The 13,014-nt window shown below is 66.0% G+C and carries 8 protein-coding genes; 4 read left to right on the forward strand and 4 right to left on the reverse strand.

Annotated elements, in window-relative coordinates:
* Window positions 1-27: 27 nt before the first annotated feature.
* Complete coding sequence (locus tag H5T74_06490; GenBank protein ID MBC7230022.1) at window positions 28-597, reverse strand: hypothetical protein; 570 nt, start codon at window positions 595-597, stop codon at window positions 28-30.
* Window positions 598-760: 163 nt separating this feature from the next.
* Window positions 761-1,015 (reverse strand): hypothetical protein, encoded by a 255-nt coding sequence (locus H5T74_06495; GenBank protein ID MBC7230023.1) that lies wholly within the window; start codon window positions 1,013-1,015, stop codon window positions 761-763.
* A gap of 333 nt (window positions 1,016-1,348) precedes the next feature.
* Between H5T74_06495 and H5T74_06500 the strand changes: the two genes are divergently transcribed.
* Together H5T74_06500 and H5T74_06505 are read left to right on the forward strand one after the other, a co-directional pair.
* Window positions 1,349-1,642, forward strand: a complete 294-nt coding sequence (locus tag H5T74_06500; GenBank protein ID MBC7230024.1) for a metal-sensitive transcriptional regulator — start codon at window positions 1,349-1,351, stop codon at window positions 1,640-1,642.
* Between the two features lie 344 nt (window positions 1,643-1,986).
* Entirely contained in the window at window positions 1,987-5,328 is a 3,342-nt protein-coding gene (locus H5T74_06505) for an FAD-binding oxidoreductase (GenBank protein MBC7230025.1), read from the forward strand.
* A gap of 13 nt (window positions 5,329-5,341) precedes the next feature.
* Here the strand turns inward: H5T74_06505 and H5T74_06510 are convergent, their stop codons facing one another.
* Window positions 5,342-8,641, reverse strand: coding sequence for a hypothetical protein (locus H5T74_06510; GenBank protein MBC7230026.1), 3,300 nt, complete (start codon window positions 8,639-8,641; stop codon window positions 5,342-5,344).
* 566 nt (window positions 8,642-9,207) lie between these two features.
* Window positions 9,208-10,146: a HAMP domain-containing protein gene (locus H5T74_06515; protein ID MBC7230027.1), complete on the reverse strand. Its 939-nt coding sequence runs from the start codon at window positions 10,144-10,146 to the stop codon at window positions 9,208-9,210.
* A gap of 429 nt (window positions 10,147-10,575) precedes the next feature.
* Here H5T74_06515 and H5T74_06520 point away from each other — a divergent pair, with 429 nt between their 5' ends.
* Both H5T74_06520 and H5T74_06525 read left to right on the forward strand, forming a co-directional pair.
* On the forward strand, window positions 10,576-11,868 hold the full coding sequence (locus tag H5T74_06520; GenBank protein ID MBC7230028.1) for a zinc-ribbon domain-containing protein: 1,293 nt from the start codon (window positions 10,576-10,578) through the stop codon (window positions 11,866-11,868).
* A gap of 362 nt (window positions 11,869-12,230) precedes the next feature.
* Complete coding sequence (locus tag H5T74_06525; protein ID MBC7230029.1) at window positions 12,231-12,929, forward strand: TetR/AcrR family transcriptional regulator; 699 nt, start codon at window positions 12,231-12,233, stop codon at window positions 12,927-12,929.
* Window positions 12,930-13,014: the final 85 nt, after the last annotated feature.

Raw genomic sequence — 13,014 nt, forward strand, 5'->3', positions numbered from 1 at the left:
CCCAGGTGAACGGGAGCATATTCCCTCTCACCGTCCGCCGGTCTCCCCGGCCTCCGTCCCGTTCTTGATGCCGCGGCGCGTGTAGGAGACCGGGAGGTCCGCGGCCTCCGCCAGGGCCTGCGCGACGAGGAAAGCGGCGCGGCGGTTGTCGGCGGGCGCGCCGGTCATGCCGGAACGGAACACCTTCAGCCGCTTCCCCCCGGAAAATGTCAAGTAGACGCGTACGTAGTAGGAAAGATCGTGGCGCGATCCCCTTTCTCCCTCGGGGGCGGGAAGCCGAGGGGATTCCACGACCTCGACGCCCTCCAACGCGTCGCGGGGAAGCGCTACGCGGCGGGGGAGAAAGAAATGGTACTTCAGCAGACTTATGCCGCCTTTGTCGATGACGATGAAACGGGGGCTGGAGAAGATGGCGAGCATGCTGTAGAAGAGGAGGACGATGCAGGCGATGCCCAAATAGACCCGCAAGACGCCCGCCGTTGCCAGCACCGCCATGGTCAACGCGACGTAGAAGACCACGGCGTGTACGCCTTCCCAGGCTCCGCCTCGGATCTCGAACTCCACCCTGTCTTCCGCGCCGGCCACTGCTTCCTGCATCCGACCCCCCAGTACGGTCATTATTTTACAGGCGGGCTGTCTTTCCCGCCGCGGCAACGTGCCCGCTGCCCTCGGGGACACCACAGGGATATTATACATGCCCGCTGCGACGGCACCGCGTCAGGCGCGCCGTCCTCTCATCGATGGTTATGCGCCAGTGGGGTTACTCTTCGATGATCTTGTAGACCACGTCGTGCTCGCGGGCGTGGCCCTCCACCTTGATGCCGACCACCGTCCCGGGACCGGCCTTTTCCACCGCGTCGTGCTCCACCTGCATGGAATCCACCCGCTGTTTCCAGTCCGAGGTGTGACCCCGCACGTGGATGGTGTCCCCCACCTTGAGCTCGTCTTCCAGCTCGATGGCGGCAACCCCGATCTTGCCGAAATAGTGGGTGACCCTGCCGACCTGCTTTTCCATATTTCACCACCTCTCGTCCAAGGACGCGCTTCCGGGGCGCTGCGAAAGATGTGCCTCTTATGAGCGCGCCGCGGCTTCCCCGCCTCCCCGGTCCGGGCTCTCTCCGCTCCCTGCCTTCCCCGCTTGAGGCCCCGCCGCGTACGGGGCGCTTCCCCACCCACAAAGCAACCGGCCGCGATCCCCTGTATGCCTTTCGTCCATATCCATACCCCGATCGCCCGCGTGTTAAACTGCTCGCACCTGCGGGATCGATCTGACCTTACGGTGAGAACAAAAACGGCGGGAAAAGGCGAAAAGATATTATAATGATGGCGGAGCGGGCGAGGAGGTATCATGCCGAAAAATGACGACACCAGGGAGGCCATCCTGCGCAGGCTGCACCGCGTGGAGGGCCAGGTGCGTGGGATAATCCGCATGGTGGAGGAGGGCAAGGACTGCGAGGAGGTGCTCACCCAGGTGGCGGCGGCGCGCTCGGCCATGGACCGCGTGGGCATCCACATCATCACTCACCGTATGAAGGAGTGCCTGAAGGACAACCCGCCGGAATCCCTCGAGGAGGCGGTGAGCGACGCCATCGACATCTTCCGCCGCTTCAGCTCCAGCCTCGGGCCCGTCCCCCCGGATTGACCCGTTTGCCTCGCGACGCTATTCGCCTGCAGTACTGAGCCTGGCCCGCCATTGCTTTGCCGGCATGCCCACATCCCCTTTGGTCTTCCCTCCCGCCCCCCGCGCGCGGGAGCACATTTCATGTGCGAAGCCGACACTGACTTGACACTACCTCCCGCCCCCCCGCGCGCGGAATCGGACCGGGGGTTCGAGTCCCCCGCCCCGACCATGGAGTCTGACCCCCCGCGCGCGGGAACGCGTGTAAAACGCATATGATATAGATTAGGTCCCCTATACCCATAGGGGTATAAAATATCATCACGACAAAGCGAGGAAGGTTGTTATCCCGTTTCCGGAGGTGGGCGATGAGCGGCGCGTCGGATGAGCGTGATACCAGGACGGCCGGTACGGTCGATGTGAGCGTGGCGAGCTCGGGCCGCGGGGCGGAAGGTATCCGACGGGAGGGGCCCATCGGCGCTTACGGCGAGGCAGGTGGAGGGCTCTCCGCTCCCGGAAACGGGGGAGGCACCGGCGACAGCGGGTTTGCTCCCGCGGGAACAGGCTCGCGTACGCGCGTGCGGCCGGCGGCCTTTGCCGCGCTCGCCGGCGTCCTGAAGGGAAAGGGAAACGGCGGCGGTAAGGCGTCGACCGAAGCGGCGCCGTCAAGGGGCGGTCTTCCCCGCGACGCCCTGGACGAGCTCGAGCGCCGCTTCGGCGAGCGCTTCAGCGCCGACCCCGTGGAGCGCTACATCTATTCCCGCGACATGGGAGAATTTCCCACCCTGGTGGGCAGGCTGGTGGGCGGCGTTGCCAGGGCAGTGGTCCAGGCCGAGAGCGAAGAGGAGCTGGCGTGGCTATGCGGGTTCTCCTCGCGGCACGGCATCCCCCTCACCCCCCGCGCCGCCGCCACCAGCGGTTACGGGGGCGCCATCCCCGTGAACGGCGGGGTGGTGGTGGACCTCACGCGTATGAACCATGTCCTGGCCATCGACGAGGAGGAGCCCTCGGTGCTGGTGGAGCCCGGCGTGGTATGGTGGGACCTGGAAAGGCGGCTGCGCGGACGCGGTTTCGCGCTGCGCTCCTATCCCTCCAGCGCTCCATCCTCCACGGTGGGGGGATGGGTGGCCGAGGGCGGTTCCGGCATCGGCGCCTACCGTTACGGGGGCATCGCGGACAGCGTGCGTGAGCTGCGCGTGGTGAGCCATGCCGGCGCGCGCGCGGTGAACGACCCCCACGAGCTCTCCCTCTACGTGGGCTCCGAGGGCATCCTGGGGTTCATCTCCGCGGTGAGGGTCGCGGTGCGCCGTGCGGTTTCCGACGAGCCCCATCTCTTTTCCTTCCCCTCCCCCGAGGCCGCGCAGCGTTTCGTCGCCTCCCTCGCGGGAACAGAGCTCCCCGTGTACCACCTCCAGTTGATCACCCCCCGGCTCGCCTCCCTCAAGAACAGCGTGTCCGATACCCCCTACCTCCCGGAGGACTCGTACCTGGCGTTGGCGGTGCTGGAGAAAGAGGAGAAAAAGGGAAAAGAGGGCAAAGAGGACGGGGACGGAAAAGACAAAAACCCGCCCCACGGCGAGGAGCTCGCGCGCCTGGCCGCCTCCGCGGGAGGCGTGCGGGTGGAGGAGCACGCGGCGGAGCGCGAGTGGGAGGAGAGGCTCTATCCCATGCGCATCAAGAAGGCCGGCCCGTCCCTGGTTCCCGCCGAGGCCAGGGTCCCCACCTCCAGGGCGGGCGCTCTCCTGGCCGAGGTGGCCAGGCGCCTCCCGGAGCTGGCCCTGGAGGTGGTGGTGGGAGGGGACGGCATGTCCGTGTTCCTGGGCTTCATCCCCTGCGACTCGCGCGCGGCGGATTTCACCACCGATTACACCGCCTCCCTGGAGTTCCTACGCCTCGCGGAAAAGCACGGCGGCGCCCCCTACGGCACCGGCCTCTATTTCGTGGGCAAGGCGGGAAAGAGCATGGGGATGGCCAGGCGGCGCAGGCTGCGGGAAGCCAAGGGGGAGGTCGACCCCGCATGCCTCCTCAACCCCGGCAAGCTCGTGGACACCTGCGCCGACTCCCCCCGCCTGCGCGCCCTGCGCGCCATGATGGCCGCGGCGGAGCTCACCCTTCCCCTGGCCGCCCCCGCCCGCGGGCTGGTCCCCCACGTGCGCCTCATGCGCCGCCGCCTGCCCGAGAAGGTGGAGGAGGCCGCCTTCACCTGCGCCCAGTGCGGCTACTGCAAGGAGGGCTGCACCCTCTACGCGGGGCGGGGATGGGAGAGCGCCTCCCCGCGGGGCAAGATGCAGTACCTGCGCGGCTACGCGCGCGGCGAGGTGCCGCTGACCGAGGAGATGGCGGACACCTTCCTCCTCTGCACCACCTGCAAGAAGTGCGATCTCGCCTGCCAGACCGACCTGCCCATCGAGTCGGTGTGGGAGGAGATGCGGGGCGAGCTCATCGCCGAGGGCAAGTTCAACACCTTTCCGCCCTTCGAGATGATGGGCGCCTCCTACGACCTGGAGAACAACATCTGGGCCGGCTTCGCGCAGGATCGCGACGCCTGGCTGCCCGAGGACATCAAGCCTGCCGCGAGCGGGCCCGTCCTCTACTGGGCGGGGTGCACCGCCTCCTACGTGGAGCAGGACATCGCCCGCGGCGCGGCGCGCATCCTGAAGGAGGGGGGTATAGACTTCGCCTACCTGGGCAAGGACGAGACTTGCTGCGGCGTCCCCTTCCTCATGAGCGGCAAGTGGGACGTCTTCGAGAAAGCGGTGCGCAAGAACATCCGCAACATCAGGGAGCGGGGCGTGAAGACCATCTACACCTCATGCCCGGGGTGCTGGGTCACCCTGGCCCACCACTACCGGGAGTGGGCGGAGAAGCTGGGTCTGGAGTGGGACGTGGAGGTGAAGCACATCACCGAGGTCGCGGCGGAGCTGGTGAGGGACGGCAAGCTCAACTTCAAGCGGGAGATCCCCATGAAGGTCACCTGGCACGACCCCTGCCACATCGGGCGCCACGGCGGCATCTACGAGGAGCCTCGCGAGGTGCTCGAGGCCATCCCCGGCCTGGAGCTCACGGAGATGGAGCACAACCGCGAGGACGGCCTGTGCTGCGGGAGCGTGCTCACCCTGATCGGGGAGACCCGCCCCACCTCGGGGCGCATCGCCCACGCGCGCCTGGAGGAGGCGCGCGCCAGCGGTGCCGAGGCCGTCGTCACTACCTGCCCCTGCTGCGAGTTCCAGCTCAGGGTGTGGAACGCCGCCGAGGGTAACGGCATGAAGGTCCTGGACTTCGCGGCGGTGGTCGCCGAGGCCCTGGGCGAGGAGCTGGAGGACCCCGACCCCCGGGTGCAGGACTCCTGGGCGGTCTTCGACGTCATGATCCAGCTCATGACCCCCCAGGGCATGGCCGACTTCATGTGGGAATTCCTGGATTCCATCTCTCCCCTACTGGTCAGGGCCATGCGCCTGGGTCGGAAGCTGCCGGGTCCGCTGAAGAGGGCGATGTTCGCGGCGGCCGACCGCGCCATGCCCCCGCTGATGCCGAGGATGCTCCCGGTGATGATGCCCTGGATGTTGCCGCGCATGATGCCCCTCATGGAGGCGAAGATGCCCACCATGACCGAATCCATGCGCGAGCTCATGCCGGACATCCTGCCGCGGGTCATGGAGAGGATCATGCCCTACATGATGCCCCGCATCCTGAGATGCATGATGGGATGAGGGCGAAAGGGCATCATCTGGCCGTCTGCATGTACACCTGGCCGAAGACGGCGGAGTTGACCGATTCCTTGGTGGACCAGTAGCCCGGCGCCGTCCCCTCGCCGTTGGGCCGCTCGGAGCCCGTGCGGAAGGCCTGGGCGGCAAGCTCCAGCAGGCGGTCCCCGCCCCCGTAGAGGCAACCGTAGGCCAGGCAGTCGGCGGACAGCAGGTGCCAGTTGCAGAGGTTCACCCTCCCGAAGCTCTCGTCGGCGACCCCGGAGTAGCTCCAGCCGTATGGAAAGCCCTGGTATCCCTCGGAGCCGGTCCGCCAGCAGTTGTCGGCTTCGTGCCTCACCAGGTCAACCAGGTATCCTGCGGCGTTCAGTCTGTCCGGCAAGCCCGCGGCGGCGAGCATGTCCAGGTAGCGCCCCAGGGAGAAGGTGAAGAGGTCGAGAGAGAAGATGGAGGTACCGCCCTCCGCCCCCGGCCGCGGCGCGGCCAGGAAGGGGTCGCCCGCCCGGCGGGAGCACCGTATTATCCATTCCGCCGTGGACAGGTACCCGGCGTCCCCGGTGGCCTCGTAGGCCTCGGTCATGATGCGCAGGCCGTTGGCGAAGGGCCGGAAGGAGTCGCTGCCATAGTCGTTATAGCATTCCGCCCACCCCTCGCCGTTCCCCCTGCCGTAGCTGTTCTCGAAGCGGTAGCGCATGTTCTCTATGACCTCGAAGGCGGACTCCCGGCTCTCCTCATACCCGGTCAGGTAGTAGTGGAGGAGCCCGCCGGAGACCGCGAAGCAGAGGTCCGGGTGCGGCGCGCCGTAGTTGCGGTGGGGGTTGGAGTCCCCCGGCTCGTCGTGGTAGGAATGGCCGAAATAACCCCCGTCCGCCCAGTGGTCGATGGCGCCCTCGTAATGCAGGATGTCCTCGTCGGCGACATGGCGGCAGGCGGGGACGGCCAGGTCCCACCAGCGGTAGTCTCCCCCGCGCAGGAACTGCAGCAGCATGCCGTAGTCGAAGTCGTACTTGAGGTTCATCTGGCCGGAGGGCGTCTCGTAATCCAGGGGGAGGTCGCCGTAGTCGCACCAGCCGTAGAAGTCGTTCCTCTCGATGCTCGCGAGCAGGGAATCGCCGGTGGGCCCTATGGAGGGGTCGAAGGCCGCGCGGTTCTGGTCCTCGTAGGCCGAGAAGCGCCCGTCCCCGCCGAAGGGGGCCATCCTCCCCAGGGCGCCGCTGTCCGCGTACCACCGGGGCGGGGCCAGGGCGAAGAGGGGGGAGCCTAGGGACGCCAGGGTCCGCGCCGCCCCGGCCTCTTCCGCGCTCCCGGGGTGGAAGTAGAGGAGTATCTCGTGGGTCTTGTGCTCACCGGGGCGGAAGTTGAAGTCCCCCACGTACTCCTCCGGAAAGAGGGAAAGGCGAAGCTCGCCCCCGACGCAGGAGACCTTCTTTGGATGGTTCTGCCAGAAATCCCGCAGCCCCACCGCCACTCCCCGGCCTTCCCCGGAGAGGTCCAGCCAGGCCCGGGCCCGTTCCCCGCTGCCTATATGCGAGCCTCCCCCGTAGGCCCTCCAGCCCCGGAAGGATACGTAGGACTGGGGGCGCGGGTGATGGCCGCGGTGGACGTCCCACCAGGAAGAGCCCGAGGAATCCTGGTAGAGGGAGAGGTCTCCCCCACGGGAGGTGAAGGCCCCGCTCCCGGCCTCCCCCGGGTCTAGGATGGCGGTGGGAGAGGAACCCACGGAGGGACGCAGGTCCAGATGGAGCCCGGAGAAGGTCACGCTCCCCGGGCACCCGATGTCCCAGCACTGCGGCTGCCCCATGGCGTCGGGCCGGGTGGGGTTGTGGTTCTCGAGGGTATAGAAGACCCGGGCGGCGGAGGAGCCGGCGAAGAAGTGGATGCGCGCGGTGTAGTCCAGGAGCCTCGCGTCCCCGGCGGCGTGGCTCCCCCGCACGGTGAGCGACAGGCGCAGGGGGCCGGGCTCATCCACCCGGATGGACGCGGGGGGCGATAGGCTGGAACGGTACTCCTTCCCTCCCGCGGAGATCGCGAAGCCGTTCTGGGACGAGGCGTACAGCACCTGTCCGACCCCCGGCAGGTCCACGCCGTGGAAGAGGTCGAAGGCGTCGCGGCGGAGTCGGAAGACGGCGGCCCCCGTATCCACGGTGATGACGGTGCCGTCGTCCTGGACGCGCACCACGGCTCGGGGCGATGACCCGTCGGGGGCGCGGCGCAGATAGAACACGGCCTCGCCGCCGGCGCTCACGGAGGCGGGGAAATCCAGCAGCACCCATTTCACGGGTCTGGAAACGTCGTCCGGACTGCCTCCCCAGCGCATGGTTACCTTTTTTTGGCAGGGGACGGGCGATCCCTGAGCGTCGAAAAGGGCCAGCTCTTGGGGAGAATAGACGCCGAAGTCGCAGGGCAGTGGCACCCCCGAGGTGACGATCTCCCCCTCCCGCGCCACCCCCGCGCGCTCCCGGACCCTCAATTCCACCCCGTCCGCACCCCCGCCGGGACAGGTGGCCCCCTCCGCCAGGTACCAGGTGGAGGCGGGGGAGGTAACCCCCACCGAGTCGTGTCCCCCCTGGCGCCCGTTCCAGTACATGGCCCGCTCGCACACCACCTCCCCGTCCCTGGCCCGCACCAGGGTGGAGACCTCGTAGGTGTGGACGTAGGCGTGCAGGGGGAAGGTCCTCCTGCTCCCGGCGGGTATCTCCAGGTCGGTGAGCTCCGGCAGCTCCGTCCTCCCCTGCTCGGTGTTGAGCACCAGGTCGACGTGCACCGGCTCCTGCCCCGGGTTCTGCACCAGCACCCAGGTCTCGAACTCCCCCGCCGTGGCCCCCTCCGCCAGGTACCAGGTGGAGGCGGGGGAGGTAACCCCCACCGAGTCGTGTCCCCCCTGGCGCCCGTTCCAGTACATGGCCCGCTCGCACACCACCTCCCCGTCCCTGGCCCGCACCAGGGTGGAGACCTCGTAGGTGTGGACGTAGGCGTGCAGGGGGAAGGTCCTCCTGCTCCCGGCGGGTATCTCCAGGTCGGTGAGCTCCGGCAGCTCCGTCCTCCCCTGCTCGGTGTTGAGCACCAGGTCGACGTGCACCGGCTCCTGCCCCGGGTTCTGCACCAGCACCCAGGTCTCGAAACCTTCGCTGGAAGCAGTTCCCACCGACCCGCCGCCGCGGGCCGTGTCTCCCAGGACCTCCACCCGGCTCTCCCCCGGTCCCCGCGAGGCCAGCACCAGGGAGAAGAGCAGCACCGCCGCCGCGGGCAGCGCGCAGATCGCCGCGAGGCGGGCCCGCCTCGAGCCCCGTCTTTTCCCCTGCGATGTAGAAAGGGCCATGATACCACCAGGCCTTTCCGGCAACCCGGCAGGCAAGCGCACCTTTCATCAGGGCGCTTTGGCCGCCTGCCGCCGGGTCGCATGAGCGCCTGCCGTCCGGGCGCCGTGCCTCCCCGGGAACGAAACGCATCCGCTTCGCGCCGCCCTTCTCTGATCTTACAACGCCTCGGACCGCCCAAGATCTACAGTCCGGATCTCCGACGATCGACGCCTCCGATCGCCGACCGCTGCCGGGCTCGCGCCAGGGTGCGGTGCTCGCGGCGTTCTTGATGGCCAAAGGCCGCCCCTCCTCCGCGCCGGGCCGCGGGGCTCATGCCCAGGAGCGCTTTGCGTGCTCATGGTCGGGAGCAGCGCCGCCTCGGCGGTACGGCGAGGACGGGAGACCGGGCGTCCAGGGCGGCGCAGGAGGGAGGCATGCGAAAACGAAACCGAAAACCGGATCAGCCTTCGTTCCCATCACGTGTTCGAATCGCGCAAATAACAGGGGCCGGGATCCGACCCCGACTCTCCAAACATATTATGGCAAGAGATCCGGGATGCGAGACCCGACCCCTTATCGCGGGCGCTTACTCCTCGCCCACCGACCTGGCGATATACTTGCGGAAGCTCTCCACCATCTCCTTGAAGGCCCTCTCCAGGCCCGCGAACTCGCCACTCTCGTGCACGGCGATCTCCACGTCCAGGTTGCCCTCCATGACCTCCTCGGCCGCCGCGGCCAGCTCGTCGATGGGCTCGGTGATGCGCCTGCGGATGAGGTGGGAGAGGACGAAAAAGGTGATGGCCACCACCACCAGTACGGCGATCACCAACGTCAGCCAAAGCAGCGCGTTGGTGCGGTTCCTCTCCTGGTAGTAGAAGGACTCTATCTCGGCCACCTTGTCGCCCATGGGCTTCACGAACAGATAGCCGACCTCGGTGCCCGAGGTGGGGCTTATGGTCTTGTTGGCGATGACCGCGTAGGGTCCCGAGAGGCCCAGGTCGGGAAAACCCTCCGCGCGATAGACGAAGCCGCCCCCGCCCTCTATCACCTCCAGGATCTCCTCCGGCACCTCCCATCCGTAGATGAGGCTTTCGTCGCTGGCCGCGATGACCAGGGGTTGGGGATTGAAGGGGGAGGGCAGCATGACTATGGACACGGACTCCAGCTCGAAGAGGCCTGACTGCACCATCTTCTTCATCTCCTGGATGATGAAGTGCTGCCCCTCGGTGAGTTTCTTGTTGAGCAGGGCGTCGATGAGTTCCTGCGGGGTGGCCTCCCCGATCTTCTCCTCGAAGACGGGGAGGAGGAGTTCCGCGATATAGGAGCTCGCCGAGAGCAGGTTCTGCATCTCCGTCTGCAAAATCCTGTCGATGCTCTTGTCGATGAGCTGGTTCTGGGAATCGCGGAAGATGAACATGGTAACCAGGCCGTAGGCGATGAACACCACGATGATCAGCGCGGTGATCATGTAGAGGATGCCGGACTTCTTCTTCTTGAAACGCTCCGTAAGGCCCTTCTCGCGCATCGGCAACACTCCTCCCGTCAAGATGGAAGCCTCCGTTATAACCCCCTCCTCGGTCCGCTGGGATATTCGGTAATCATGCGTGGATACTTGAGACGGACCCCGTCGATACCCGATAAAGCGCTCCCTGGATGGAAGGCCCACGCTTTGATCCCCGTTTCCGTCTTTTTGAGAAGACGGTAAGAGCGCCGGCACGGGAAGGTTCTGGGAGAATGTGTCTTGATCGCCCGAGTGCTGCTCGAGTCCACATGTCCATAAACGAATCGCTGCCCTCAGGCATGTGAGAAGTCGTACCCCTCCCTTCGGGAAGGGCTCTTCCGCGTCCCGCCCGTTTTGTCGAGGGCCGCGGTAATGATTTCGATATAATATGACTGCAAGGCGTCATGTCGGATCGCCATTCGGAACGGTCGGGTTATAAGGGGGGTGACGGCCGTGAGGTGCAGTGCATGCGGAGAGGAACTCAAGGAGGGCAGCAGGTATTGTGTTTACTGCGGCAGCCCGGTGGAGGAAGGCGGAGCCATAGCCGCAGGGGAAGCAACCACCGACGTTGCAGGAGAAACAGGGGCGGGGATCACCGAGGAGAAAGGCATGCCATCCGGCGAAAGTGCTCCCGCACGCGATCTTCCCGTCAGTCCCCCTCCACCCCCGGCCGCAGGCATTAGCACGCTCCCGCCTTCAGGAGAAGTCGCTTCCCGCGGTAAAGAGCCCGGGCGGAGAAAGATGCTGGTCGCCGTACTGGCGATCGGCTTCCTCCTCATCGCGGGCGCGGTCGCCGGGGTCCTGACCTGGAGGCTTACCGCAGGCGGCGGTATGGTGGCGGAGATCATAGAGGTGGGATTGGTCACCGGTAAAGGCAAGAAGGTGAACCTCGAGGACGTTCCCATCGGAGAGGACCTCACGCTTACCGTCAAGGTGAAGGCCGTATATGGCGAGAGGGGCGACGCGCAACTGTTGATCACGGTCCGGGATGAAACAGGCGAAGAACAGAGGAGATCGCGCTTCAAAGTCAGCTCCAGCGAGAAAGCGCAGGAGTTCAAGGACGAGTTCTATTTCGTCTGGTCGGAGGGGGAGAGATTCACGTTGCTGGCGGAACTCGAAGTCAGAGAGGAAGATAAGAAAGAAAGCGACGACTACGAACTCGAGTTCTACGTGGCGGAGGGCGAGATCTCGGACGAGGACGCGGAAGCGGCCCTCAAGAAGGCGGAGGGAAAGCTGAGCGAGGCGGAGGACGCGGTGATAGAGCTGGGCACCTCCACGGATATAGACGTGGAGGACCTGCTCCAGAGGCTCATCGACGCGAACGCAGCCTTGAAAGAAGCCGTTTCGCTGGGGGAGATAGACGCGGTTTACAGGGAAGCCGAAGGGATAATCGCCGAGTGCTCCAACCGAAAGGCAGCCTGGGAAGAGGAGCAAGCTCGCAAGGAAAAGGAGCAGAAACAGGCCGACGGTGGCGGGCAACAGCCGAACCGCGATGCCGAGATGGCCGCCTGTAAGGACGCCATGTTCGACTACGCATGGCGCCAGATGGTGACCACCCCGTTTTACGCGGAACCGGTGCGTATCGATGGATTTTGGATGAATGATGCGTGCACGCAGGCGGGAGGCACCATGGTGGGCATGAAGACGGCTCATACCGATCCCGAGAACGCCGGAAACACAGTCACCGTCCCCATCTCGGCCCACAAGGAGAACGGCCGCTGGGTGGCGGTCTTCGAGACCATTTGACCGTCGCCGATGTCCTGGATAGGTTCCGTCAAGCACGACGGTGCATCCAGACAGCATGGGTTGCGCCGGGCTTCATCGCCGAAGCCTGCGTTAGCCAGGAAATAACATGCCGCGGAAGGCGGCGGAGAAGAACTCATATCCGCCGTGTAGGGCGGCCCTCGATGTCTTCCTGCCTGAGCCGGTCTGGTCGGGCGGCGCGTTTCGGTGTACATATCAGAGCATTAGTGTATTGACACGGTTCACGGATTGAGTTATAAATCTCTCAGGCTGTTTGGCGAGTGAGCACTCACTCTCATGGTTGCGTAGTGCGGTTCGTGGGCTGGAGCATACCCGGCGGTGATGTCATGGGCAAAGGAGCGGCGATGGATGCCGGTAGGCCCTCCAGGGGCAACCGCGTCAACGAGATCATCCTCTCCGCCATAGAGACCTTCTCGCGCACCAACTACGAGAAGGCCACCACGGCACTGCTGGCCAGGGAAGCGGGGGTGGCGGAGGGAACCCTCTACAAGTATTTCCCAAGCAAGAAAGAGCTCTTCCTCGCCTGCTGCCGCTATGTAGAGGACCTGCTCATAGCGCGCTACGAGGCCATCTACCGCGAGTGCGGCGACAGCCCACTCAAGTACCTGAAACGGGTATCGAAGAGCTACGTGGAGTTCGTGCGCGACAACCCCAGCATGCGCAAGTTCCTCGCCTTCGTGCTCAACAACTCCTTCGACGAGGACTTCCGGCGCGAGCTGACCGATTTCATGGACCTCAACATCCGGGCTACGGAGCTCATGCTGCGCAGGGGCCAGGAGAGGGGCGAGATCAGGGGCGACCTGGACCCTCACGTGGTGGCCTGGTTCTACGTGGGGGCCTACTTCACCATCATCCTCATGGTGGAGATGGAGGCCGAGGTATTCAAGGACCCCGACCTTGCGGACAGGTATCTGGACATCCTAGACCTGGGAGGTGCTTCCAGGGAGGGGAGGCGGGAAACCGAGGCGTCCGGGGACCGCGAGGGCGGGCTGTTCGCGTCGCTCAAGGACGGCGGCGAGACGGGGCAAAGAGATGACCGCTGAGGAAGCGGGCAGCGCCTGTCCGGATGACCGCCTGCATGGGGGAGGACGTGGACGGGCGTCCCGGTGAGCGTGAGAGAGCAGCCGG

It is taken from the genome of Actinomycetota bacterium (assembly GCA_014360645.1).
Taxonomy (GTDB): Bacteria; Actinomycetota; Geothermincolia; order Geothermincolales; family RBG-13-55-18; genus Solincola_B.